We start from the raw sequence: 24134 nt of genomic DNA, 5'->3' as shown, positions 1-24134 counted from the left end.
TTGCGGAGGCCCGTGATGAACCATGCTGTCCGTCTGTTCTTGGTGCCGCTTCTCCTGGCGGCACCTGCCTCTGCCCAGGTGAAGCTTCCGGGCGATCCCCATGCCAGCGATCCCGTGGGGATTGTCGCGGACCCCTGCCCCAGCCGTGCCGAGGAGACCGATCCCGAGGGACGTGAGATGCGCAAGCTGCACCAGGTAACGCGCGACTGGGCGCAGTTGTGCCGCTACCACCGCGACAATGCTGCGGTCCGCGGGCAGCCGGTCAGCGTCGTCTTCATGGGCGACAGCATCACCGACGGCTGGATCAAGGGCGATCCCGATTTCTTCAAGGAGGGCCGCATCGACCGCGGCATCGGGGGGCAGACCACGCCACAGATGCTGGTGCGCTTTCGTGAGGATGTGATCGCGCTGAAGCCCAAGGCGGTGCACATCATGGCCGGCACCAACGACATCGCCGGCAACACCGGAGCCGCGACCATGGCGATGGTCCAGGGCAACATCCAGGGCATGGCCGAACTGGCGCGGGCCAACGGCATCAAGGTGATCCTGGCCTCGATCCCCCCTGCCGCCGCGTTCCCATGGAGCCCCGACAAGCGGCCGGCGCCGCAGATCGCGGAGATGAATGCATGGCTGAAGCGCTATGCGGCAGCCGAAGGCTTCACCTATGTCGATTACCACCCGGCGCTCGCAACGGCCGAGGGCGCGATGAAGCCGGGGTTCGCTAACGACGGAGTGCACCCGACGCCAGCCGGCTATGCGGCAATGCGGCCGGTGGCGCTGGAGGCGATCCGGCGGACGCTGGGCAAGTGACTTCGCGGACCGGGTGAAGCGGCCTGCTGACGCCGTATACCCGCGCCGGCGCGGATACTTGGCCAAGCAAAACGGAGCGTATTGCTCGGCACCTAGGCTCCTGCCTTCGCAGGAGCACGGAAATTTGCAGCCGAACGCTTTGGTTTTGCTGCGTTTTGGAACCTCAAACGCCGGCCTGGCGTTCACCCTGCCCGACCATGCGCTCGATCCGCGCCGCCTGGTCGGGACAGACGAGGCCGCGGCTCGCCATCCATTCGTCGGAGAAGCAGGTGGAGGCGTAGCGCTCGCCGGGATCGCACAGCAGCGTGACGATGGAACCCTGCTCCCCGCGCGCGGCCATCTCCTCGATCAGCGTCAGGCAGGCGATGAGGTTGGTGCCGGTCGACGGGCCGCAGCGGCGGCCGAGCACCGCCGAGAGCTGCCGGGCGCCGCCGAAGCTCGCGGCGTCGGGCACCGCGATCATCCGGTCGATGACGTTCGGCACGAACGACGGCTCGACGCGTGGGCGGCCAATCCCCTCCACCAGCGTCATCGGCCCGTCCCAAGCGGTGACGCTGCGATCGGCGAAGTAGCGGTGGAAGACCGAGCCCTCCGGATCGGCGACGCACAGCCGGGTCGCATGCCCGCGGTAGCGCAGGTAGCGGCCGATGGTGGCGGAGGTGCCGCCGGTGCCGGCCCCGCATACGATCCAGGTCGGGATCGGATGCGCCTCCAGCGCCATTTGCGCGAAGATCGACTCCGCGATGTTGTTGTTGCCGCGCCAGTCGGTCGCACGCTCGGCATAGGTGAACTGGTCGAGGTAGTGGCCGCCGGTTTCGGCCGCGATCCGCTCCGCCTCGGCATAGACGGTGCGCGGGTCAGCGACCTTGTGGCAGCGGCCGCCGAGATGCTCGATCGCCGCGATCTTCTCGGGCGAGGTCGAGTGCGGCAGCACCGCCACGAACGGCAACCCGAGCAGCCGGGCGAAATAGGCTTCCGACACCGCCGTCGAGCCTGAGGATGCCTCTACCACGGTGGTGCCCGCATCGATCCAGCCGTTGCACAGCGCGTGGAGGAACAGCGAGCGGGCGAGCCGGTGCTTGAGGCTGCCGGTCGGGTGGCTCGACTCGTCCTTCAGGTACAGGCGCACGCCGCCGGCCGCCGCCGAAAGCGGCACCTCGATCAGGTGCGTGTCGGCGGAACGCCGCTGCTCCGCCGTCAGCCGGGCGATGGCGTCCGCCACCCAGCCGCGATCGCCCGGGCGCGACGCGCGCGATTGAACTTCCCCAGGGGCTGTGTCGTTACGGAGCACGGATGATCCTTTCGTGGCGCCACTCTGCGCGCGCTCGTCGCGCAAGCCTCGGGGTAGGTCAATGCGGCGGCCCTGCGGCCGGTGCAGGGCGCGGCGCGTGACTTGCCTGCGCCCTCCCGGTACAGCGGATCTGTGACCGCGCTTCGCCGCTACCTCCTGGCCCATCGCCGGTCGGCCGCCTGGCTGATCGCGGCGGCGCTGTTGATGCGGCTGCTGATCCCGACCGGCTACATGCTGGTGGCCTCCCCGGCCGGCCTTCCGACCTTTGCGATGTGCTCAGGCTATGGCGCGGTCCTGCCCGCGGCGGCCGCGCACGGGGCGGGCCATGGCGCCCACGACAGCCACGCGACGACGGGCAGCGGGGAGCACCACGGCCAGCAGCACGATGTCAAGGAGCAGCCCCCTTGCGCGTTCGCGGGGGTTGCGACGGCGGCGCTTGCCGCGACCGATCCGCTGCTGCTGGCGATCGCGCTGTTCTTCATCCTGGCGGCCAGCTTCCGGTTGCCCGTGCGGGTGCCCGTCGCGGCGAGCCCGTTCCTGCGTCCGCCGCTGCGGGGACCCCCCACCACCGCCTGATCCGCTCATCACGTCAAGGGCGTCCCCAAGGGGTCGCCGGATCAGGATATTTGCATGACCTTGTTTCGAACCGCCGCATACGCGGCGTTCGTCGTCGCGGCCTCTCCCGCGGCGGCGCAATCGAGCGACCGTGACGTCGCCGACACCAGCCTGACGGTGGGATCCGTCGTCGTCACCGGCACCCGCCTCCCCCGCTCCGGGGACGAGGTGCTCACCTCCGTCGACGTGCTGGGCGGCGATCTCGCCCAGCGCCAGAGCGTGGACAATACATGGGAGCTGTTCGCGCGCCTGCCCGGCGTGACGCTCACCGACTTCAACCAGGGCAATACTTCCGGCCGCTTCTCGATCCGCGGCTTCAATGGCGAGGGGGAGATCAACGCGGTCAAGCTGCTGATCGACGGCATTCCCAGCAACGCCAACGACGGCGGCATGGTGTTCATCGACATGGTGATGCCGCTGGACATCGCCGCGGTGGAACTGGTCCGCGGCACCGCAGACCCGCGCTATGGGCTCCACAACATCGCGGGCAACGCCAACATCCTGACCCGCATCGGCGGCACCTACCTGGACGCGCGAGCGCTGGCGGGGGCGTTCGGGACCTATGAGGGACAGGTCTCCGCCGGGATCGAGCGCGGCGGCTTCAGCCAGAACTACTTCGTCGGATATCGCCAGACCGACGGCTTTCGCGAGCATGCCGACCTGCGCCGCGCCAACCTGGCGGGCAAGTGGTTCTATGATCTCGGCGGCGCCGCGGTGGGCGCAATCGCGCGATATTCGACGGCGAAAGCGCAGGAGCCGGGCTATCTGACGAGCAGGGACAACGCCGAGAACCGCTCCACCTCCTACGCGATTTCGGAGACGGACGGTGGCAAGCGGCGGCTGGGGGAATATAGCCTGCATCTCGACGCGGATGTCGCGTCCGAGCTGAGCCTTGCTGCCAAGGCCTATGTCACCACCCAGTTCGATGACCGCTACGTGCGCTTCTCCGCCGACGTCTCGCAGCAGCGGCGGCTGACGGAGGAGACGCAATATGGCGGGCTGCTCACGCTCCACTATCGACCCGAGGTGGCGTTCCTCCACCGGCTGCAAATTGAGGCGGGCGGCGACGTGCAGGTGCAGGACAACAAGAGCCGCCGCTGGCTGACCGAGCGGCGGGTGGCGACCCGGCAGACCCGGGACCAGGCCTTCGATCTCACCGTCTACGGCGGCTATGTGCAGGCGGTGATCGAGCCGACCGGGTGGCTGAAGATCACGCCGGCCTGGCGGGTGGACCGGGTATCGGGCGAGCTTGACGACCGGCTTGCCGGCGCGCGCTATGCCGTCAACGACTATGGCACGATCAGCCAGCCGAAGCTCAGCGTCGCGGTGACGCCACTGACCGGGCTGACCGCCTATGCGAACTATGGTCGCACGTTCCAGATCGGCGCGGGATCGGGCGCCTATAAGGTGCCGCCGCGGACGACTGACCTGGCCCCGTCGATCAACACCGGCTGGGAGGCGGGGGTTAAATATGCCCGCGGCACCTGGCTGGAGGGACGCGTCGCACTGTGGCGGCAGACCGCGACCGGCGAGATCAAGCGCCGCCTGAACGACCCCAACGGCGACTTCGACAATCTGGGCGAAACGCGCCGGCAGGGGATCGACGTGCAGGTGAACCTGGCCCCAATCGCCGGGGTGAGCCTGTGGGGTGCCTACTCCTACCAGCATGCTCGCATCCGGACGCCCGATCCCGCCACCCCGGCGCAGGCGGGGAACTGGATCGACCACGTTCCGCAGAACCTGTTCTCGGGCGGGCTGGACCTCGTCCCGGCCGCACGCTGGCGCGTGTCGCTGTGGGGCAATGGCCAGTTCTCGTACGAGCTTACCGCCAACAACGATCGCGGCCGTTACGGCGCCTATGTGGTGGTGTCGAGCGAGGTCGCGTTCGAAGTGACGCCGCAGGTGGAGCTTTCGGCCCAGGTGAAGAACCTGGGCAATGAGCAATATGAATATGTGTGGTGGGACGGCACCCAGCTGCTCAACGCCCCTGCGGACCCGCGCGCGCTGTACGGCGCCGTGCGGCTGCGATTCTGAGGAAGTCGCGCATGGCAACGTCTGCAGCCGCGACCGGCGGCTTCTATCGCGCGGTATGGCGCTGGCACTTCTATGCCGGCCTGCTGGTGCTCCCCTTCCTCATCTGGCTGGCGATCACCGGCGCCTTGTACCTGTACAAGCCGGAGCTGGAGCGGCTGATCTATCCGCAGCTGGTGGCGGTCGAGCCAGAGGCTGCGCCGCTCCCGCTCGGCACCCTGCTGGAGCGGGTACGCCATGAGACCGGCGGCGCAGTAATCGAGGTGGATCGCCCTGCCGGGGCCGCAGAAAGCTGGCGTATGCTGGTCACCACGTCTGAAGGGACGCAGCAAACGGCGTGGGTGGATCCGTATCGCGGAACGGTGCTGGGACTTACGCGCAAGGGCGGCGCGTTGCAGACGGTGCGCGATCTCCACAGCCTGATCCTCACCGGACCGGTCGGCAACGCGCTGATCGAGGCGGTAGGCGGCTGGGCAATCCTGCTGGTCGTGACCGGCGTGTACCTGTGGTGGCCGCGCGGCGGCAGTCCGGCCCTGCGCGTACGCGGGACCCCGGGAGGACGCCTGTTCTGGCGGGATCTCCATGCGGCAGTCGGCGTCGTCGCCGGCACGGTGGTACTGTTCCTGGCGGTGACCGGCATGCCGTGGACCGGCACCTGGGGCAATGCGCTACGCGGCACGATCGCGAGCCAGGGGCTCGGCCGCCCGGAGCCGCCACAGGCAAGCGCGATGCCGGGCCACGGCGGCCACGCCGGCCATGACGTGGCCGAGGCGTTGCCCTGGTCTCTCCAGGAAGCGTCGATGCCGCACGGCAGCCACGGCGACATCGGCGTTGACCGGGCGGCTGCGCTGGCGGCGCGCCATGGCATGACGGCGCCCTGGGTGCTGAGCCTGCCCGCGGCGCCGGGCGAGCCCTACCTCTTTTCCAAGACGATCCGCCGGGCGGAAGACGGCCGCGCGCTCTACCTGGACGCAGGCAGCGGCCGCGTGTTGCAGGACGCGCGCTTCGCCGGCTTCGGCGCCGGCGCGAAGGTCGTCGAATGGGGCATCGCCACGCACAAGGGCGAGGAGTACGGCGAGCCGAACCGGCTGCTGATGCTGTTCGGATGCGTCGCCGTGGTGCTGCTGTCGCTCACCGGCGCGGCCATGTGGTGGAAGCGGCGCGCGCCGGGGACTCTTGCCGCCCCGCCCCGCCACCCGGACCGCCGCGCTGCCCGGGCGCTCCTCCTCATGATGGCGGCGGCCGGCGTCCTGTTTCCGCTGACGGGGCTCACCATGCTGGTGGCACTCGGGATCGAAGGATTCTTGCGAATGGCTCGCACGGAGCCTTTACAGTTGTGACGGGCGCTTTATTGAGAACCACACGCAATAGCGGAGTGGGGAATTACCGTGATCGTGTCCTTCGGCTGCCTTCAGGCTGCACGTCCTGTCCCGTTCGCGGCGGCATTCCCTAGCATCCTCGGTCCGGACAGCGGCCGGTGAGCGCGGCCGCTGCCAAGCACAACGGTGGTCACCGCCAGTCGCTGGCGCTCAGCGCCCGCATCGTGGCGGCGACGCTGGGCAATTATGTCGTGACCTCGCTCGCTACGGGGCTGCTCGCGCGGACCTGGCCGATCGCGCCGGCGCAGGCGACGATGGCCTCGACGCTGCTGGCGTTCGTGATCTTTCCGGTCATCGCGCTCACCGCCTTTGCCATTCGTTCTCCCTGGAAGCTCTGGGCGGGGCTGATCGCCGCCGCCGTCCTGCTGGGAGGCGGGCTCTGGCTCTCGCTGGCGTCGGGAGGCCGGCTGTGAAGGACGGGTTCCGCCAGTGCATGGCCTGGCTGCACACCTGGACTGGGCTGCTGTTCGGCTGGCTGCTGTTCGCGGTGTTCGCGACGGGAACGGCCGCATACTTCCAGGACGAGATCACGCGCTGGATGCGCCCGGAAGTGAGCGGCCATCCCTCCACCGTGCAATCCGCCCAGGGCGCGGTACGCTGGCTGGGCGAGCATGCCGGTGATGCGCGCAGCTGGTACATCACGCTCCCCAGCGCACGCGGTGCCGAGACCACGGCGTTCTGGGTCCCCGGCGAAAAGGCGGGCGCCCCGGGCAAGCCCGGTGGGCGCGGCGGTCGCGGACGCGGCGACACGCAGGCGGTGCTCGACGGTGAGGGCAACAAGGTTGCCGCACGCGAGACGCGGGGCGGCTTCTTCCTCTACCGCTTCCACTTCGACCTTCACTACATGCCGGTGCTGTGGGCGCGCTACCTGGTGGGCATCGCAGCGATGTTCATGCTGGTCGCCATTCTTTCGGGAATCATCACCCACAAGAAGATCTTCGTCGATTTCTTCCTGCTGCGGTTCGGCAAAGGGCAGCGTAGCTGGCTGGACGCGCACAACGTTACGGCGGTGACGGCGCTGCCGTTCCACCTGATGATTACCTATACCGGGCTGGTAACGCTCGCGGTGATGTACATGCCCTGGGGCATTGCTGCGAACTATGCGGAGCCGACCGGCTATTACCAGCAGCTTCGAGGCGAGGCGCCACCGGTCGAACGGTCGGGGATCGCCGCGCCGATGGCGCCGATCGCGCCGATGATCGCAGAGGCGCAGCGCCGCTGGAACGGCGCCGACGTGGGCGTAGTCACCGTCGCCAATCCGGGCGACACCACCGCGACCGTGACGCTGGTCCGCGCGATGGGAAGCGGCATCGGCACCCGCGGGCCGTCCGTCACCTTCTCGGGCGCGACCGGCAAGTTCGCGTCGGCAAGCCCGGAACAGGGCGGCGCGGCGGCGACCGAAAGCGTGATGGTGGGCCTTCATGCCGGCCGGTTCGCCGACATCGCGCTCCGCTGGTTCTATTTCCTCTCCGGCGTGGGCGGCACAATCATGGTCGGTAGCGGCCTGGTGCTGTGGACGGTGAAGCGGCGGGCGAAGCTGCCGAACCCTGCCCGACCGCATTTCGGCTTCCGCCTGGTGGAACGCCTGAATATCGCCGCGATCGGCGGGCTGATGGCCGGCATCGCGACCTATTTCCTCGCGAACCGCCTGCTGCCGGTGCAGATGGACGGTCGTGCGGAGTGGGAGATCCACTGGATGTTCATCGTCTGGGGCGCGTCGCTCGTATGGGCGATCGCCCGCCCCGCCCGCCGCGCCTGGGTAGAGGTGCTGACGGCCGGCGCGGCGCTTTATGCCGCAATTCCCGTGGTCAACGCCGTCACCACGTCGCGCAATCCGATCACGAGCATCGCCGCTGGCAACTGGCTGTTCCCGAGCTTCGACCTGGTGATGCTGGCCATCGCAGCGGCACTCGGCTGGAGCGCACGCAAGGTCCACCGCAACGCATCCAAGGCGACCGGCCTTCGCACGCCGCGCGCAAAGGAGCTCGCACTCGCATGATCCACCTGCTGCTCCTCCTGGTCGCGGCGCTGAGCTTCAGCGCCCTGATGCACGGCCTGCCGCGCCACCAGGGACCCCTGCTGCACCGCATGCTGCCGCGCCAAGCGAGCCGGCGCCTGCGGATCGCCGGCTGGGCCGGCATCGCGCTCGGCACCGCACTGGCGGTACTGGCGTTCGGCTGGGGCTATGGCCTGATCGTCTGGCTGGGAGCCTGCACGTTGGGCGCGACCGCTGCGGTCCTGCACCTCGCCTTTCGCATCCAGGCCCGGCGGCACGTGCGCTGACTTCATCCGTGACACGCAGGTGACCGGGCGATGACAGCGGCGTCACCCGATTGCAAAGCGCCTGTAGCCTGTCTGCCCTAAAGCTCCCCTCGGCCCGACGATGGGAGTTCGCACATGCCGCGCACCGCACTCGCCCCCGCCCTCAAGACCCTTCCCGCCTGGATCGCCGAACCCGAGTCCTACGCACCCGAGGCACCGCGGCGGGCGTTTCGGACGGTGTTCGTGTCCGACGTCCATCTGGGCACGCCCGGCAGCAGCGCCCGCGCGCTGGTGGAGTTCCTGCGCTCCGTCGAGTGCGAGACGCTCTACCTGGTCGGCGACATCGTGGACGGCTGGCAGATCCGCAAAGGCTGGTACTGGCCGGCCAGCCACAATGACGTGGTCCGCACCATCCTGAAGTTCGCCCGGCGCGGCACGCGCGTCGTCTACCTGCCGGGCAACCACGACGAGGCTTTCCGCGACTATGTCGGGCTGGAGTTCGGCGGCGTCGAACTGCTGGACGAGGACATCCACACCACCGCGGATGGCCGCCGCCTGCTGGTGCTGCACGGTGACCAGTTCGATGGCGTGGTGCTCTACGCGCGCTGGCTCGCCTTCCTTGGGGACCATGCCTACACGCTGCTGCTGAAGGCGAACCGGCTGTGGAACGCAGGCCGCAGGCGGATGGGCCTGCCCTATTGGTCGCTCTCCGCCTACGCCAAGAACCGGGTGAAGAATGCGGTGAGCTTCATCTCCCGCTTCGAGGAAACGGTCGCCCATGCCGCCGCCGAACGCGGGGTCGACGGGGTGGTTTGCGGGCATATTCACACCGCGGAGATCCGTCGGATCGGCGACGTGACCTATTACAACGACGGCGACTGGGTGGAGAGCTGCACCGCGCTGGTGGAGCACGCCGATGGCCGTATGGAGTTGATCGACTGGCATGCCGAGGCGGCAGTCGCTGCCGCGGCCTGCGCCGGCGTGGCGGTCGAGGCATGAGGATCGCGATCGTCACCGACGCCTGGGCCCCGCAGGTGAACGGCGTCGTCCGCACTCTCGCCGCGACGATCGACGAATTGCGCCGACGCGGTCATACCGTGGAGACCGTGACCCCGGACGGGTTCGTCACTTGGGCGTGCCCCGGCTATCGCGAGATCCGCCTGGCATTTGGCCAGTCCTGGGCAGTGGCGCACCGGCTGGAGCAGTTCCGGCCCCAGGCGGTGCACATCGCCACCGAGGGGCCGCTCGGCTGGGGGGCGCGGCGCTGGTGCCTCGATCGCGGCCAGCGCTTCACCACCTCGTTCCACACCAACTTCCCCGACTATCTGGCGCTGCGGACGCATCTGCCGGCGCGATGCTTGTGGCCCGCATTCCGGCGGTTCCACCAGCCCTCCAGCGCCGTGCTGACCGCCACCCCATCCGTGTCCGCGCGGCTTGCGGCGCAAGGGATTCGCCATACCAAGCCGTGGTCCCGCGGCGTGGACCCGGCGATCTTCCGCCCTGGCGCCCCCCGATCGGCGCTGCGCCGCACGACCGGACCCGTGATGCTGCATGTCGGGCGTGTCGCCGTGGAGAAGAACCTGGAGGCTTTCCTGGCGCTCGACCTTCCGGGAACCAAGCTGGTGGTCGGTGATGGTCCGGCGCGGCCGATGCTGGCGGCCCGCTATCCGGAAGCACGCTTCCTCGGCACGCTGCACGGGGCGGCGCTTGCGGAAGCCTATCGTGCGGCCGACGTGCTGGTCTTCCCCAGCCGCACCGACACGTTCGGCCTCGTGATGATCGAGGCGCTGGCCTGCGGCACGCCGGTCGCCGCGTTCCCGGTCGAAGGGCCGATCGACATCCTGGGGCCGGAGGGCCGCGGTCTGGGTGGCCGGCGGATCGGTGCGGTGGACCGGGACCTGGCAAGCGCGATCCGCATCGCGCTCACCGCAGACCGCGACGCCTGCGCAGCCGAAGGCCGGCGCTACGGGTGGTCGGCGTGCACCGACCAGTTCCTCGCCCACCTCGCCACCGAGCGGGAGGCACTGGCGGGCTAGGCGTCGGGCGCGTTCGGGTTCTTGCCGCCACCCTGGATCCAGCGGTCGATCTCCTGCTCCAGCACCGGCAGCGGCACGGAGCCGAGCCCCAGCACCACGTCGTGGAACCAGCGCTGGTCGAACGCGGTGCCGAGCTGCCGCTCGGCGTCGGCGCGCTTGCGGCGCAGCGTCATCTCGCCAAGCTTGTAGGCGAGCGCCTGGCCCGGCCAGCTGATGTAGCGATCGACCTCGGTCTCGATCTCGTGCTGCGACAGGGCGGTATGCTGCGCGAGATAGGCGATCGCCTGCTCTCGGCTCCAGCCCTGGTGGTGGACGCCGGTATCGATCACCAGGCGGCACGCGCGCCACATCTCGTAGGAAAGCCGGCCGAAGTCCTCATAGGGCGTGCGGTAGATGCCCATCACGGTGCCGAGCCATTCGGTGTAAAGCCCCCAGCCTTCGCCATAGCCGGAGAAATAGGTCTGGCGGCGAAAGGCGGGGCGGTCCGGTCCCTCCAGCGAGATCGCCGCCTGCAGGCTGTGCCCGGGATTGCATTCGTGCAGCGTCAGCGCCGGGATCTGGTAGAGGGGGCGCGACGGCAGGTCGTAGGTGTTCATCGAACACGCCTCCAGCCCGCCGCGACCGGCGGTGTAGAAGGGCGCGATCGCGTCGGGCACCGGCACGATGGTGAAGCGGTAGCGCGGCAAGCGGCCGATGGTGTTCTTCAGCTGGCCGTCGACCCGCTTCGCGGCATAGGCGGACACGCCGAGCAGCTCGTCCGGCGTGCGTGCGTAGAACTGCGGGTCGGTGCGCAGGAACTTCAGGAATTCGGCCATGCTTCCCTGGAAGCCGGCCGCCGCCTCGGTCTTCTCCATCTCCGCGCTGATCCGCGCGACTTCCTTCAGCCCCAGCGCATGGATCTGCTCGGCGGTGAGGTCCAGCGTCGTATATTCACGGATCTGCGCCTGGTAGAAGGACTTGCCGTCCGGCATCGCCTCTGCCGCCAGCGTGGTGCGGGTTTTCGGCAGATACTCGCTTCGGAAGAAGCGCAGCAGCCGATCATAGGCGGGCGCCACCTGGCCGGCGATCAGCGCGCGCGCTTCTTCGCGCAGCTTTGCCTGCTCGGCCGCCGGAATGCTCGACGGCATCGTCGCGAACGGCGCGTAGAAGGGGTTCTTCTCCACCCCTGCCACCGCATAGGCGGCGATCGAGGAATCGCGGCCGGCGAGCGTCACCCGCGGCACGCTGAAGCCACGCTTCAGGCCCGCCCGCATGTTGGCGATCTGCTCGTCGAAGTAGCGCGGGACGTCGCGCATGCGGCCGAGATAGCGCCGGTACTGCTCTGCACGGGCATAGGGCTGGCGCGCAGCCAGGCCGGACCAGAAATTGCTGTCCGCGTTGAGCGGCATTTCCCAGTGGCGGAACTTCTGGTTGGCGATGTTCGCCTCCAGCGTCGTGCGGAAGACCGCAGCGTTGATCCGCTCCTCCGGCGAAAGCTCCGCCGCGGAAATCGCATCGAGTTCCCGGGCGATCCCCTGCCAATAGGTGAGCCGGCGTTGCTGGGTGGCGGCATCGACGTGGGGCAGGTGGTCGCCGCTCGCGCTCCAGCTGTCGTCCTCTGCAACGCGGGCAAATTCATTCTGCCGCCATGCCCACTCCTTTTCGTAGAGCTTCTGCAGTCGAGCGTCGGCAGCGCCGGTGCTCACGCTCGCCTGGGCAAACGCGGGCGCTGGCGCGAGCGGAACGAACGACAGCAGGATGGCAGAGGCAAGAAGGCGCATGGAGAGGCTTCCCGTTTTTCTGGAGTGGACGAAGGTCAGGCGCGCGGCGGACGGGAACGCAGCCAGCCGGTGATCGCATAGCGGCGGTACGCAGCCTCCGGTGCGACGCGGGAGACGCTGTGCAGCTGCGGAACGGCGAAGACATCCAGCGTGTTGAACCCCGGGGACATGCCGGTGACCGCGCCGCGTTCCTCGTGGAAGAGCAGCAGCCCGCCCCACTCGGTCCGCCATTGCGGCGTGAGGCCGAAGACATAGGCGGCATGCCGGTGCTTGCCGGATACCTCGTCCGTATGTCCGGTCAGGAAATCTCCTGGCGCATAGGCGGTCGCCTGCCCGTCCGCGAAGTCGATCGCCTCCGAGCCGGTGAGCTGGCGAAGACGGTAGCGCGCGGCCCCGCCCGACATCCAGCGGGTGAAGGCGGAAAGCTCCGGATCGCCCGCATTGCCGCCGCCATCGCCGTCTATCAGGCGAAGCGTCTCGTAGCGGTACTGGAAGCCAGACCGGGCGCCGGCCTGTACCGCCGCCTCCAGTGCCTGCATCTGCTCGGCAGACATGGCGGCGCGGGTGGCCCGATCGAGCTCGAACAGCTTGTCGCCGCTGTTGACCAGCTGGCGCCAGTCCTCGCGCCGGCGCAACTCTGCGTGGAGCAACGCCGGCACCGGATCGGCGAGGAAGCCGTGGATCCGGATGCGCCCGCGCGCGGCAAACTCTGCCGCGAGTGCCTCCCAATCGAGCGCCGGGTTGAGCTGGAGTCCTTCGAGCACGCTCACCGATCCCGGAACCAGCCGGTGATCGCATAGCGGCCCACCGGGGCGAAGGGAGGCACGTAGCTGACGTTGTGCCGCTGCGGCACGCGGAAGAGGTTCAAGCAGTTGAAGCGGGGTTTCATGCCCGCGATCACGTCGTCGTCATCGTCGTAGAACAGCAGATAGCCGCCCCAGTCGGGGCGCCATTCCCGGGCGAGGCTGAGGACATAGGCGACCTGCCGTCCCTCCTCGCCGGTGCCGCGGTCGTCGTGCATCGCGAGGAAGTTGTTGGGCGCGAAGAGCGTCGCCTGCGCATCCGCCTTGATGAGCGACGGCATGCCGGTGATCGCCCGCACGAAACCGAGGAACTCGGGCGTGTTGATATATTCGAGGACCAGTTCCAGCGGATGCCCCGGCGCCCATTTACCCAGATAGGCGTCCAGCATCGGATACTGGCCGTAGATGAAGCCATAGTCCCCCTGCCCCACCCCGGCGCCGATCGACTGCCACAGGCGCCCGTGCTCGGTCCGCGGCATGGCACGCACCGCATCCGCGCGGACCGACTTCGGCGCCGATCCCGGCTCGCGATAGGCCAAACCGTACGGCGTCTGCCGCTGGATCACGTCGGCGAGCACATCGGCTGAGCGAGGGGTGAGCAGGTTGCGCACCTGCAGGCGGCCGGTTCCGGCAAACTCCCGTGCAAGTGCCGCGACATCTTGCGCGGGGTTGAGATCGAACAGCGGCAGGGGCTCGTTGGGCATGCCGCCACCTTCCGGGGTCGGAGCCGAACATTCAAGCGCTTGTGTTCGTTCGCGGACGAAGTCCTGCTGGACAGGCGGGAGCAAAGCTTAAACCATGCGCCATGGACAGCAGACTTCTCCAGCGACTTGCGCGCGCTGAATCGGCATTTCGGACAGGCGATCTGAACGGCGCGCGCGCTGAACTGGAACCGGTGATCGCGCAGGAGAGCGCACCGGCGGCAGCCTTTCATCTGATGGCGCTCATCGCGCGGCGGCAAGACCGACTTGCGGATGCCAGCGACTTCTTTCGCCAGGCGCTGGCGCGCGCGCCGCAGGACGGGCAGATCAACAACAATTACGCGAACTTCTGTGCGCACGCGGGCGATGTCGAGGCGGCGCTTCGGCATTATTCGGTTGCCGCAGGAGGCTCTGGAAAGGCGCGCATCGACGCGCTGGTGAACCGCGCCGTGCTTCGACAGCAACTTCAGCAGCTGGACGAAGCGCTGGCCGATGTGGATGCGGCGCTGGCCTTGGACCCGCGGGCGGCGAACGCGCACAGCATCCGCGGCACCATCCTGCGCGACCACGACCGGCTCGACGAAGCCGCGGCGGCATTCGACCAGGCGCTGTCGCTCGAGCCGGCGCGGCCGACCGCCTTACGAGGGCGCGCGCGTGTCGCCCTGGAACGCGGGGAGGCGGATGCGGCGGCGCGGTTTCGTCACTGCGCGACGGCGGGTGCGGCCGGGCCGGACGTGCTGCTGGGACTGGCCAATGCGCTGGAGGCGGATGGCGATCCGGGCGGGATGGCGTTGCTGGAGGACGCTGTGATCCGGGTGCCCGAGTGGGTGGAAGCGCATGAGGAGCTTGCCCGCATGCGTTCCGAAGCCGGCCTCGCCGATCGCCTGACCGAAAGCCACGAGGCGGCGCTCGCGCGGGTTCCGGAGAGCATCGCGCTGCACCAGTCCCGCTGGCGCCTGCTGCATCGCGCGGGCCGGCACATGGAGGCGCTGGCAGCGCTGGAGGCGGCGCGAAGCACGCTTGGGCAGCGTCCGGAATGGCTGCTGGAGGAAGCCGATCTGGCGATCGAGGCGCGCGATCTGGATCGGGCGCACCGCGTGCTTGATGCCCTGCCGGACGCCGAAGAGACGCTGATGCCGCGGGCGCGGTGCGCATTGACGCAGGGAGACGCGCAGCTCGCCGCGCGGCTGCTGGAGCGACATGTCGCGGCGGATGGCGCAAGCGTGGCAGGCTGGGCCTTCCTGGATCTGGCATGGCGGCTACTGGACGACCCGCGCCACCAATGGCTGAGCGGGCAGCCCGGCCTATACGCACCCCGGCAGCTCGCCATTGACGTGGCCGAGCTGGCGCAACTGGCGGACCTCTTGCGGGACCTGCATCGAAGCCGGGCGCACCCGGTGGGGCAGTCGCTGCGCGGCGGGACCCAGACGCGCGGGCGTCTGCTTGCCCGGACCGAGCCGCAGCTACGCCGGCTGAAGGCGCTGTTGCTGGAGGCGATCACGGCCCATATGGCCGCACTTCCCCCGGCAGATCCGCGCCATCCGCTGCTCCGCCACCGGGAGACTTCTCCCCGTTTGGCCGGATCCTGGTCGGTACGATTGCGCGGTGCGGGCTTTCACGTCAGCCACATCCATCCGCGCGGGGTGCTGAGCTCCGCCTTGTATGTGAGTGTCCCGGTCGATCTCGATCGCGCCGCACGCGAGGGGTGGCTGGAGATCGGGCGCCCGCCGGACGCGGCGAACCTTCCGCTGGGGCCGCTCGCCCAGTTCGAGCCGCAGCCGGGACAATTGGTGCTGTTCCCGAGCAATCTGTTCCACGGCACCCGACCCTTCTCCAGCGGAGAGCGGCTGACCGTGGCCTTCGACGTGTTCTTCTAAGCCGGACAAGGAAATGGCCCGAGGTTTCCCCCGGGCCACACCGTTCTGCTTGGTCGCGCGAGCGCGTCAGAAGCGGAAGCGAACCGCCGCGTAGAAGTCGCGACCCAGCACGTCATAGACGCCCGGATAGGTGTTCGCCTGTTCCTGATCGTCGCCGATCAGCTGCGGCTTCACATTGCCGACGTTGTTGACACCGAAGCTGAAGTTGTAGGTGTCGGTCAGGTCGAACGAGAAGGCGAGGTCGATGTAGTTCTTCGCCTTGAGCTTCGGCACGGCCAGCTCTGCCGGATCGACGTCCGCGTTGGCGATCGAGTCCGCCTTGACGCTGGACAGGTACCGCCAACGCAGGCTGGCGGTCATCGGCCCATCGATGAGCGACAGGCGCGACGACCACTTGTACTTCGACTGCGGGGTGCCGCAGTAGTTGGCACCGAAGTAGCCGGCGCAGGTATAGGGCGCCTCGCCGACCACCGGAGCGAACTCGTTCTTCTCCGTCCAGGTACCCTGGAAAAAGGCGTTGAGCTTGCTCTCGGCCCCGAACAGACCGAAGCCCAGCGTCTGGGTGTAGTCCGCCGAAAGGTCGATACCCGAAGTCTTGAGGCTCGCCGCGTTGGCATTCACCGCCGTGACGAAGCTCGGATTCTGGATCGTGCCGTCCTCGTTGCGGGCGATCGCCTGGCAGTAGATGCTGTTCACGTCTCGGAAGACGTTATAGCAAAGGTTCAGGATGCCGCCGACGCCGCCGCCCAGCGAGGTGACGACATTGTCGACCTTGATGTGGAAATAGTCGGCAGTCAGGTGGAAGCCCGGCAGGAAGCGGGGCGCCAGGATGACGCCAGCGGTGTAGGTATCGCTGACTTCTTCCTGAAGGTTCGGGTTACCGCCGAACACGCCCTCGATCTGGCTAGCAGGCTGCAGCGACGTGCCGGAGCCCACCGCACCGGCGGGAACGCCGGTGGCGGTGCAGATGGCGACGAGCCCGGCGTCGTTCTGCGCACCCGGCGTTGCGCACGGATCGGTCGCGCCCGGAAAGCCGTTCGACAGGCCGCCGAAGAGCTCGGCCACGTTCGGCGCACGCACCGCCCGCGAATACTGGCCCCGGAAGGTGATGTCCCGGATCGGCGCCCACTGCGCACCGCCCGTGTAGGTCCAGACGCCACCGACGCCGCCCAGCGAATAATCCGAATAGCGGAACGCGCCGTTCAGTTCGAGACGCTCTGCGAACGGCATGCCGCCCAGCAGCGGAACCCGAAGTTCGCCGAACACTTCCTTGACGTTGTAGCCGCCGGCGGTCGGATCACCGCCGTTGAAGCCCACGACATCGCCCGAGGACAGCGCCTGATCGGGGATGAACTGGCTTTCCACCGAGCGATATTCGGCGCCCAGTGCGAAGCCGACGTCGCCGCCACCCAGACCGAAATCGAACAGCGAACCCGAGATGGATGCCTGCGCCACCTGCAGCTCGGAAATATCCGTGTTCTGCGTCGTGATCGAGATCGCGGCGATCTCCTCGGCCGAGATCAGGCCCGGGCCGAAGATGTTGAGGCGGTTCGCCAGCAGTTCGGCCGCAAATGCGGAGCGCGAGATGTTGCCGTACTGGATGTTCGAGTTCCGGGTACGGGCGTAGCTGTAATAGGCGTCATACTTGATGTCGCCGGTCACCGCGCCCGTGGTGCCGATCAGCACGCGGAACGCGTTGCGATCGTCGAGCGCCTGACGCGAGGAAACCGCGTTGGTGCGCGACGCGAGCGCGACGTTGACCACGCCCGGGTTGCCGTAGCGCGCCGTGCCGCCGGCCGCGATCAGCGCTGCGTCGATGGCAGCTTCCTGCGCATCGATGGCAGCCAGCGACGAGGCATCCGCCGCCGAGAGGAACGGGTTGTCCAGCGCAATGCCGAACGTGCCGCTGATCGGCGTCGCCGCCAGCTCGTTCTGAACGCGGTTGTTGACGAACGACACCTCCAGATACGGGTTGAACCACTCGTTCACCTCGTAGTTGGCGTAGGCGCCCAGCATCCAGCGTTCTTGCGGAACCTGGAGCAGGTTGTCCGGCGCGTAGTTGTAGTAGTCGTCGGTCGTGAACGGGCGCGAAGTGTTCGGGCCGGTGTAATATTGACCAAGCGTACCGTTCGCCGACAGCGAACCCGCGCCGCGGGTGAAGTTCGTGCCGCCGGCGCAGGTCGCGCCGGTGCCACCCACGCAGACCGTCGACGGGTTCACGTAGAAGCGGCCGTTCGGGACCGACGGGCTGCCCAGCGGCACCAGGCTGGTGCCGTCGTCGCCCAGGGCAACAGCCGAGAAGTCGCGTGCTCCCTGGAAGATCGCGCCGCGCTGGTAATACTCACCATAAGCCGTGATGTGGCCGCGACCCTCGTCGAAGTCGGTGCCCATCGCGAGGTAGGTGTCCCAACGACGGCCATCGCCTTCGCCGGTGATGCTGTACTGGCTGCCGGCTTCAACGCCGTTGATGTCGTTGCGGAGGCGGAAGTTGACCACGCCCGCAATCGCGTCCGAGCCATACACGGCCGAGGCGCCGCCAGTGACGACGTCGACGCCGTCAATCAGAAACGCCGGGATCGTGTTGAGATCGACCACCTGCGAGGTGTCATAGAACATGTAGCGCCGGCCGTTGACCAGCACCAGGTTCCGGTTGGAGCCGAGACCGCGCAGGTTCAGCGTCGCGACGCCGCCACCAGGGTTGTTCGAGAATCCGGTCGATCCGGGAATGACCTGCGGCAGCGTGTTCATTACGCTTTCGACGTTCACTGCGCCGGAAAGCTTGAACTCTTCCTGGGAAACGACTGCGAGCGGGCTGTCGGAAGTCAGATCGCGGCGTGCAATACGCGATCCCGTAACAACGATCGTACCCTGGTTTTCGTCAACACTCTGGTTCGGCTCGCCGCTGCCGGTCGGTACGGCGCTGATGCCGACATTCTGCGAGGTTGAGGTGCTTTCCTGAGGCGCATCCTGCGCGAAAGCAGGAAAGCCGAGTGTAGCGGCGATCAATACCAAAGGTGCGGCGCCGGCGCGCAGCGCCAGGCGGCGTCCACGATTGCGATTCATGCAGTTCCCCTTCTGTTGCCCCCGAGCCAGACGGGCTCGAATCTTTCAGGATCATGCCTCTCGAACTTTTGTTCGTCCGCCTACGATGCACTGCACAAAAATAGTTGCAAGACTGCTTTCACGATGAAAGAAAATGGCGCGACACTGTCGCATAAATGCAACGTTCAGGAACAGCGCGTCGCCACTGGCGTGCGTCGGGGGATCGAAGTATGGCTTCCGCACATACGGCTTTGGGAATGGCGTTCGGGCTGGGACTTGTGCTCACCTCCCCCACTGCCCTCGCCCGCCAGGCCGACCCGGGTCGGGCCGAGCCCCTGCAGGCCCTGCTCCAATGCCGCACGATCACCGACGCGGCGGCGCGACTGCGCTGCCTCGACGCCCGCACCGCAGAGGTGGAGGTGTTGCTGAACAAGGGGGATCTGGTGGTGGCGACTCGGACCCGGATCGCGGAGGCGCAGGCGGCGCAATTCGGGCGCAGCGCTTCCGCCCCGGCGATCGCCGTGCGCGAGCAGGAACAGGCGCCCCCTCCGCCCACCCGCATAGATACCAGCATCAAAGGTGTCAGCACGACGCCGGACGGGAAGTGGGTCATGGTGCTCGCCGATGGCGCGCGCTGGCAGCAGATCGACGGACGCACCTTGGCGCGCGACCCGAAGCCGGGAATGGCGATCGCGATCCGCCGGGCGGCAATGGGCAGCTATCTGGCGAATGTGGCGGGCCAGCCTGCCATGCGGGTGCGGCGGGTGAACTGACCCTGCCGATGGTGCGGCCAGCCTCGTGCGGGCGGCTGGGCGCCGGTGCCGAATTCATGTTTTCTTCTGGGGGTTTGTGAATGTCGATCGGTGTCAGGTTTCTCGTCGCCCTGCTGCTTTGCTCTTCTGCCGCAGCGACTGCCCAGGGGGCTGCAGAGCCCAAAGTGGAGCGCGGGCGCGCGGGGGCCGAGGATCACAAGGACAAGATGAAGGAGCAGGCCGAGGCAGGCTGGGCCATTCCACCAGTCGAGGAGCAGGAAGCACGATCCAAGGGCCGGGTGACGGTCGGCGGCCGGTCGCTCGGCTATACGGCGATCGCGGGCACGCTCACCGTGCGCGACATCGAGGGCAAGCCGACAGCGAGCATGTTCTACACCGCCTACACGCTCGACGGCACCAAGCCCGGCACCAAGCGCCCGATCACTTTCTTCTACAACGGCGGTCCCGGCAGCCCGACCTTCTGGCTGCACATGGGCTCCTTCGCGCCCGTCCGCCTGAAGACCACCAACCCCGAGTTCATCAAGCCGGCACCTTATGATTTCGGACCGAATGGCGAGACGCTGCTCGACAAGACGGACATGGTGTTCCTGGACGCGATCGGCGCGGGCTATTCGCGGCCGCTCGGCGACGCGAAGCCCGAGGCTTTCTACGGTGTCGACGAGGACGCCGACGTGTTCGCCAAGGCGATCCTGCGCTACGTGACGAAGAGCGGACGCTGGAACAGCCCCAAGTTCCTGTTCGGCGAAAGCTACGGCACGTTGCGGTCGGGGACGCTCGCCTATCAGCTCCAGGACCGGGGCATGGCGCTGAACGGCGTGGTGCTGCTCTCCTCGATCATGAACTACGGCTATCGCCAGCCGGGACTCGACCAGCTGTACCTGAACTATCTTCCGAGCTTTGCAGCGACCGCCTGGTACCACCGCAAGCTGCCGAACCCGCCCGCCGACGTGGCAACGGCCGTCGCCCAGGCACGCGCCTTTGCGGTCGGGCCCTATGCCGCGGCGCTTGCGAAGGGGCAGACCATCTCGCCCGCGGAAGAAAACGCGATCGCCGAGCAGATGAGCCAGCTGATCGGACTCTCGCCAGCGTTCATCAAGCAGGCAAACCTCCGCGTCGACCTCGCGCGCTTCCAGAAGGAGTTGCTGCGCGACCGGCGGCAGACCATCGGCCGGTTCGACTCCCGCTACACCGGGATTGATCCGGACGCGGCCGGCGAACGGCCGGAAACCGATGCCTCATCGGACGCGATCAGCGGCGCGTTCATCGCGACCTTCCACGATTACGTGACCCATACGCTCGGCTACAAGACGGAGATGCCCTACCGGCTGAGCGCCCGAGAGGCCGCCGGCTGGACGTGGAACTGGCAGCACAAGGCCCCGGGACGCGGCTTTGGCGCGCAGAACAACCCCAACACGGCGCTGGACCTGGGCGCGGCGATGCGCGCGAACCCGTATCTGAAAGTGCTGTCGCTGAACGGGTACTACGACATGGCAACGCCGTTCTTCGGGACCGAAAACGACCTGGGGCACATGATGCTGGAGCGGTCGCAGCAGGGGAACCTCTCGTTCCGCTACTATCCCGCCGGGCACATGAGCTATGTGAACCCGGAAGCGCTGCACCAGATGAAGGTCGATCTGGCGGGCTGGTACGACGAAGCGGTCGAGGCGGCGAGCAGCCCCGTGCCGCCGCAGGCGCCATCGCTTTCCGCAGGCGAGCCCGGGCAAGGGCCGAACTGAGGCTGGCGGCCGGCTCGGGCACCCTTGCGCTTCCCGCGGCTGCACCGGCAGAGTGGGCGGATGACGTACAGGATGCTTTCCCACCATCGTCGTAGCGCGCTTGCAGGCGCCGCGACCGCCCTGCTCCTCTCAGCCACTGCGGGTGTGGCCCAGGACGTTCCGTCGGTCTTTGCGGGGGCCGACCCCTCGGCCATGGTGGCGGAGGGCAAGATGTGGATCTATCCCACTGGCGGAGACGGCCTTCAGGCCTGGTCCACGGCGGACCGGCGGAACTGGAAGAAGCACCCCTTGCTGCGGCTGAGGGACATTCGCTGGACCAAGGCGGACGGCGCGCCGGTGCACTACCTCTGGGCGCCGGACATGGTCGTCGATCGCGGCCGATACTATTTCTACTATTCGATCGGCCCGCAGAATCCGACGCCGAGCCGGCTGGGCGTGGCCGTCTGCTCCAGCCCTGCCGGCCCCTGCACTGACAGCGGCAAGCCGCTGCTGACGGGCGGCGACGGCTTCGAAGCGATTGACCCGACCGTTTTCATCGATCCGAGATCCGGACGCCGACTGCTCTACGCGGGGGGCAGTGCCGGCGCGAAGCTGCGGGTGTTCGACCTCGCCCCGGACATGGTGACGATCGCGCGCGAGGTCCCCGTCGAGCAGCCGCCGCACTTCACCGAGGGCGCGTTCGTGCACGAGCGGAACGGCGTCTACTATCTTTCATACAGCCACGGTCGGTGGAACCGCTCGGACTATTCCGTCCATTATGCGACCGCATCCTCGCCGACCGGGCCCTGGCAGTATCGCGGCGCGATCCTGACGGCCGATGCCAAGTACAAGGGCCCTGGGCACCACAGTTTCGTGCGGGATCCGAAAACGGGTGAGTGGCTGATCGTCTACCACCGTTGGGAGGGGCAAACCGGTAACGGCCCCTACGTCGGGGAACGCCGGGTGGCGATCCAGCAGATCCGCTATGATGCGTCCGGGCTGATCCAGCCGGTCAAGATGAGCGACTGACACAGCGAGCGCCCTGATCTGCCGGGGCGCCTGCGCGAGGGAAGTCGCGGCGCGTCTGGAGTTTGGAGGGCGGGCGGCGTCGAGCGTACGATGCGGCGGCTCGCGGTGCTCCGTGCGGTACGGCGCGCACAACCTGGCGCCGTGAGGCGAAGGGCTACGCTGACGTTCGGCAGCCATCGCAGCTGGGCCCCGGCCTCCGCCGGGGTACGAAGTAGGTGAACTCTCCTACTTCGGCGTGAAGTCACGCTGGCAAGGGAGTCCCTCGAGCATCCGGCAACGAGAAGATCCTGGCCGCGGCCGAGTGTAGCCATAAAAAAGGCCCGCCGGCGGGAAGCCAGCGGGCCTTTTCTCAGGGCATCAGCGGGCGATCAGAGATCGTCGTCGCCGTCCTCGGCATCGGGGCCGGTCATCATTTCCTCGGCGACCTTTTCCGTACGCGCACGGATCGCGCGCTCCAGGCGGTCGCGGAGTTCGTCATTCTCCTTGAGGAAGGTCTTGGCGTTCTCGCGACCCTGCCCGATGCGGACCGAGTCGTAGCTGAACCAGGCGCCTGCCTTTTCCACCAGCCCGGCCTTCACGCCCAGGTCGAGGATCTCGCCGATCTTGGAGATGCCCTCCCCGTACATGATGTCGAACTCGACCTGCTTGAACGGCGGGGCGACCTTGTTCTTGACGACCTTCACCCGCGTCGAGTTGCCGATGATGTCCTCGCGGTCCTTGATCTGGCCGGTGCGGCGGATGTCCAGGCGGACCGAGGCGTAGAACTTGAGCGCGTTGCCGCCCGTCGTCGTCTCCGGATTGCCGTACATCACGCCGATCTTCATGCGCAACTGGTTGATGAAGATCACCATGCAGCGCGAGCGGCTGATCGAGCCAGTGAGCTTGCGCAAGGATTGCGACATCAGGCGGGCCTGGAGGCCGACGTGGCTGTCGCCCATCTCACCCTCGATCTCCGCCCGCGGCACCAGCGCCGCGACCGAGTCCACCACCAGCACGTCGATGGCGTTGGAACGCACCAGCGTGTCGGTGATCTCCAGCGCCTGCTCGCCGGTGTCGGGCTGGGACACGATCAGTTCGTCGATGTTGACGCCCAGCTTCTTGGCATAAACGGGATCGAGCGCGTGCTCGGCGTCCACGAACGCGGCGGTGCCGCCGTTCTTCTGCGCCTCTGCAATCACGTGGAGCGCGAGCGTGGTCTTGCCCGAGCTTTCCGGACCATAGACCTCGATCACGCGGCCGCGCGGCAGGCCGCCGACGCCGAGCGCGATGTCGAGGCCGAGCGAACCGGTCGAGATCGCCTCGACCTGCATGGCTTCCTTCTGGCCCAGCTTCATCGCCGAACCCTTGCCGAACGCGCGGTCGATCTGCGCGAGCGCCGCATCGAGCGCCTTCTGCCGCTCGCCCGCAGCCTTGTCGTTGGTCGCTGCCATCTTGCTGTCGATCACCTTGAGGTTTGCCGCCATTCGTGGCCTCCATCGCTAGAGCAACCGCGCGAGCCGTTCAACGCGTTGTTCGCCATGTATTCGATTTGTTCCGTGAGAACAAGAGGCGAACTACATGAGACGGACACGCCGCATCACTCCCGCGGATGGAGCGCCCCGGACGTACAACAACTGGAGAAACAGAACGGCGCTCAGCCGAGTTCGGTAAGCGCCTTCTCCACGCCATCCATGGTGAACGGCTTGGGCAACACCGGACGGTCGCGGTGCGTGGGCTCCACCGCGTCGCCGGACCCACCGGTGGCAAGCACGAACGGAATGCCGGCAGCGGCAAGCGCATCCGCGATCGGCCAGCTCTTCTCACCGCCGCGCAGATTGACGTCGAGGATCGCGGCATCGATGCCGCCCTCCTCGATCCGGGACAGCGCATCGCTGACGCAATCGGCGGTGCCGGCGACGGACTTGCCGAGGATATCGAGGAAATCCTCGAGCATCATCGCGATCAGGGGCTCGTCCTCGACGATGAGGATACGCTGGGGAGCTGTCATGCCCGCGCGTCTAAGCAGATGAC

At 67.7% G+C, this 24134-nt stretch carries 20 protein-coding genes; 13 read left to right on the top strand and 7 right to left on the bottom strand.

Features of this window, described 5'->3' with window-relative positions; translation table 11 throughout:
* Positions 1–15 precede the first annotated feature (15 nt).
* Complete coding sequence (locus tag ABDZ92_RS08280; RefSeq protein WP_125962066.1) at positions 16–810, top strand: SGNH/GDSL hydrolase family protein; 795 nt, start codon at positions 16–18, stop codon at positions 808–810.
* Positions 811–973: 163 nt separating this feature from the next.
* Here the strand turns inward: ABDZ92_RS08280 and ABDZ92_RS08275 are convergent, their stop codons facing one another.
* Positions 974–2101, bottom strand: coding sequence for a PLP-dependent cysteine synthase family protein (locus tag ABDZ92_RS08275; protein ID WP_272695637.1), 1128 nt, complete (start codon positions 2099–2101; stop codon positions 974–976).
* 132 nt (positions 2102–2233) lie between these two features.
* Here ABDZ92_RS08275 and ABDZ92_RS08270 point away from each other — a divergent pair, with 132 nt between their 5' ends.
* From ABDZ92_RS08270 to ABDZ92_RS08235, 8 genes are all read left to right on the top strand, one after another.
* Positions 2234–2677, top strand: coding sequence for a hypothetical protein (locus ABDZ92_RS08270; protein ID WP_125962068.1), 444 nt, complete (start codon positions 2234–2236; stop codon positions 2675–2677).
* A 54-nt stretch (positions 2678–2731) separates the two neighbouring features.
* Positions 2732–4750 (top strand): TonB-dependent receptor, encoded by a 2019-nt coding sequence (locus ABDZ92_RS08265; protein ID WP_125962069.1) that lies wholly within the window; start codon positions 2732–2734, stop codon positions 4748–4750.
* 11 nt (positions 4751–4761) lie between these two features.
* Complete coding sequence (locus ABDZ92_RS08260) at positions 4762–6087, top strand: PepSY-associated TM helix domain-containing protein (protein ID WP_125962070.1); 1326 nt, start codon at positions 4762–4764, stop codon at positions 6085–6087.
* 137 nt (positions 6088–6224) lie between these two features.
* Entirely contained in the window at positions 6225–6539 is a 315-nt protein-coding gene (locus tag ABDZ92_RS08255; RefSeq protein WP_125962071.1) for a DUF3649 domain-containing protein, read from the top strand.
* Entirely contained in the window at positions 6536–8125 is a 1590-nt protein-coding gene (locus ABDZ92_RS08250) for a PepSY-associated TM helix domain-containing protein (RefSeq protein WP_343762372.1), read from the top strand. Before ABDZ92_RS08255 ends, ABDZ92_RS08250 begins: the two co-directional genes overlap by 4 nt.
* Positions 8122–8409, top strand: a complete 288-nt coding sequence (locus tag ABDZ92_RS08245) for a DUF3325 domain-containing protein (protein ID WP_125962073.1) — start codon at positions 8122–8124, stop codon at positions 8407–8409. The genes ABDZ92_RS08250 and ABDZ92_RS08245 overlap by 4 nt, the downstream gene beginning before the upstream one ends.
* Positions 8410–8523: 114 nt before the next feature.
* The gene (locus tag ABDZ92_RS08240; protein ID WP_125962074.1) at positions 8524–9387 is read left to right on the top strand and encodes a UDP-2,3-diacylglucosamine diphosphatase; all 864 of its coding nucleotides are present in this window, start codon (positions 8524–8526) and stop codon (positions 9385–9387) included.
* Positions 9384–10424 carry a glycosyltransferase family 4 protein gene (locus ABDZ92_RS08235; RefSeq protein WP_125962075.1) on the top strand — a complete coding sequence of 347 codons (1041 nt, stop codon included), beginning with the start codon at positions 9384–9386 and terminating at the stop codon, positions 10422–10424. The genes ABDZ92_RS08240 and ABDZ92_RS08235 overlap by 4 nt, the downstream gene beginning before the upstream one ends.
* Here the strand turns inward: ABDZ92_RS08235 and ABDZ92_RS08230 are convergent.
* The 3 genes from ABDZ92_RS08230 to ABDZ92_RS08220 are packed head-to-tail and all read right to left on the bottom strand — an operon-like array spanning position 10421 to position 13691.
* A complete protein-coding gene (locus ABDZ92_RS08230) occupies positions 10421–12184 on the bottom strand; it encodes a DUF885 domain-containing protein (protein WP_125962076.1) in 1764 nt (587 codons plus the stop codon). The genes ABDZ92_RS08235 and ABDZ92_RS08230 overlap by 4 nt on opposite strands.
* Positions 12185–12219: 35 nt before the next feature.
* Positions 12220–12948 (bottom strand): 2OG-Fe(II) oxygenase, encoded by a 729-nt coding sequence (locus ABDZ92_RS08225; RefSeq protein WP_125962077.1) that lies wholly within the window; start codon positions 12946–12948, stop codon positions 12220–12222.
* Between the two features lie 2 nt (positions 12949–12950).
* Positions 12951–13691: a 2OG-Fe(II) oxygenase gene (locus ABDZ92_RS08220; RefSeq protein ID WP_125962078.1), complete on the bottom strand. Its 741-nt coding sequence runs from the start codon at positions 13689–13691 to the stop codon at positions 12951–12953.
* A 101-nt stretch (positions 13692–13792) separates the two neighbouring features.
* Between ABDZ92_RS08220 and ABDZ92_RS08215 the strand changes: the two genes are divergently transcribed.
* Positions 13793–15565: a 2OG-Fe(II) oxygenase family protein gene (locus ABDZ92_RS08215; RefSeq protein ID WP_125962079.1), complete on the top strand. Its 1773-nt coding sequence runs from the start codon at positions 13793–13795 to the stop codon at positions 15563–15565.
* A 66-nt stretch (positions 15566–15631) separates the two neighbouring features.
* Here the strand turns inward: ABDZ92_RS08215 and ABDZ92_RS08210 are convergent, their stop codons facing one another.
* Entirely contained in the window at positions 15632–18628 is a 2997-nt protein-coding gene (locus tag ABDZ92_RS08210; protein WP_125962080.1) for a TonB-dependent receptor domain-containing protein, read from the bottom strand.
* A 209-nt stretch (positions 18629–18837) separates the two neighbouring features.
* Here ABDZ92_RS08210 and ABDZ92_RS08205 point away from each other — a divergent pair, with 209 nt between their 5' ends.
* The 3 genes from ABDZ92_RS08205 to ABDZ92_RS08195 all read left to right on the top strand — a co-directional run bounded on the left by ABDZ92_RS08205 (position 18838) and on the right by ABDZ92_RS08195 (position 22124).
* Positions 18838–19380 carry a hypothetical protein gene (locus tag ABDZ92_RS08205; RefSeq protein WP_125962081.1) on the top strand — a complete coding sequence of 181 codons (543 nt, stop codon included), beginning with the start codon at positions 18838–18840 and terminating at the stop codon, positions 19378–19380.
* An 80-nt stretch (positions 19381–19460) separates the two neighbouring features.
* Positions 19461–21116, top strand: coding sequence for a S10 family peptidase (locus ABDZ92_RS08200; protein ID WP_125962082.1), 1656 nt, complete (start codon positions 19461–19463; stop codon positions 21114–21116).
* 60 nt (positions 21117–21176) lie between these two features.
* Positions 21177–22124, top strand: a complete 948-nt coding sequence (locus ABDZ92_RS08195) for a family 43 glycosylhydrolase (RefSeq protein ID WP_241211994.1) — start codon at positions 21177–21179, stop codon at positions 22122–22124.
* Positions 22125–22492: 368 nt separating this feature from the next.
* Here ABDZ92_RS08195 and recA read toward each other — a convergent pair whose 3' ends face one another.
* Together recA and ABDZ92_RS08185 are read right to left on the bottom strand one after the other, a co-directional pair.
* Complete coding sequence (recA, locus tag ABDZ92_RS08190; protein ID WP_125962083.1) at positions 22493–23587, bottom strand: recombinase RecA; 1095 nt, start codon at positions 23585–23587, stop codon at positions 22493–22495.
* A 170-nt stretch (positions 23588–23757) separates the two neighbouring features.
* On the bottom strand, positions 23758–24111 hold the full coding sequence (locus tag ABDZ92_RS08185; protein ID WP_125962084.1) for a response regulator: 354 nt from the start codon (positions 24109–24111) through the stop codon (positions 23758–23760).
* Positions 24112–24134 lie beyond the last annotated feature (23 nt).

Origin of the sequence: Sphingomonas molluscorum (genome assembly GCF_039522995.1) — a bacterium.
Lineage (GTDB): Bacteria > Pseudomonadota > Alphaproteobacteria > Sphingomonadales > Sphingomonadaceae > Sphingomonas > Sphingomonas molluscorum.
The sequence above is the reverse complement of the archived record's forward strand: the minus strand, read 5'-3'. Positions and strand labels throughout refer to the sequence as shown.

Bases quoted from the DNA above. Each gene is read 5' to 3' on its own strand.
- ABDZ92_RS08280 (WP_125962066.1), top strand. From the start codon at position 16: ATGAACCATGCTGTCCGTCTGTTCTTGGTGCCGCTTCTCCTGGCGGCA.
- ABDZ92_RS08265 (WP_125962069.1), top strand. From the start codon at position 2,732: ATGACCTTGTTTCGAACCGCCGCATACGCGGCGTTCGTCGTCGCGGCC.
- ABDZ92_RS08260 (WP_125962070.1), top strand. From the start codon at position 4,762: ATGGCAACGTCTGCAGCCGCGACCGGCGGCTTCTATCGCGCGGTATGG.
- ABDZ92_RS08245 (WP_125962073.1), top strand. From the start codon at position 8,122: ATGATCCACCTGCTGCTCCTCCTGGTCGCGGCGCTGAGCTTCAGCGCC.
- ABDZ92_RS08240 (WP_125962074.1), top strand. From the start codon at position 8,524: ATGCCGCGCACCGCACTCGCCCCCGCCCTCAAGACCCTTCCCGCCTGG.
- ABDZ92_RS08235 (WP_125962075.1), top strand. From the start codon at position 9,384: ATGAGGATCGCGATCGTCACCGACGCCTGGGCCCCGCAGGTGAACGGC.
- ABDZ92_RS08230 (WP_125962076.1), bottom strand. From the start codon at position 12,184: ATGCGCCTTCTTGCCTCTGCCATCCTGCTGTCGTTCGTTCCGCTCGCG.
- ABDZ92_RS08220 (WP_125962078.1), bottom strand. From the start codon at position 13,691: ATGCCCAACGAGCCCCTGCCGCTGTTCGATCTCAACCCCGCGCAAGAT.
- ABDZ92_RS08215 (WP_125962079.1), top strand. From the start codon at position 13,793: ATGGACAGCAGACTTCTCCAGCGACTTGCGCGCGCTGAATCGGCATTT.
- ABDZ92_RS08210 (WP_125962080.1), bottom strand. From the start codon at position 18,628: ATGAATCGCAATCGTGGACGCCGCCTGGCGCTGCGCGCCGGCGCCGCA.
- ABDZ92_RS08205 (WP_125962081.1), top strand. From the start codon at position 18,838: ATGGCTTCCGCACATACGGCTTTGGGAATGGCGTTCGGGCTGGGACTT.
- ABDZ92_RS08200 (WP_125962082.1), top strand. From the start codon at position 19,461: ATGTCGATCGGTGTCAGGTTTCTCGTCGCCCTGCTGCTTTGCTCTTCT.
- ABDZ92_RS08195 (WP_241211994.1), top strand. From the start codon at position 21,177: ATGACGTACAGGATGCTTTCCCACCATCGTCGTAGCGCGCTTGCAGGC.
- recA (WP_125962083.1), bottom strand. From the start codon at position 23,587: ATGGCGGCAAACCTCAAGGTGATCGACAGCAAGATGGCAGCGACCAAC.
- ABDZ92_RS08185 (WP_125962084.1), bottom strand. From the start codon at position 24,111: ATGACAGCTCCCCAGCGTATCCTCATCGTCGAGGACGAGCCCCTGATC.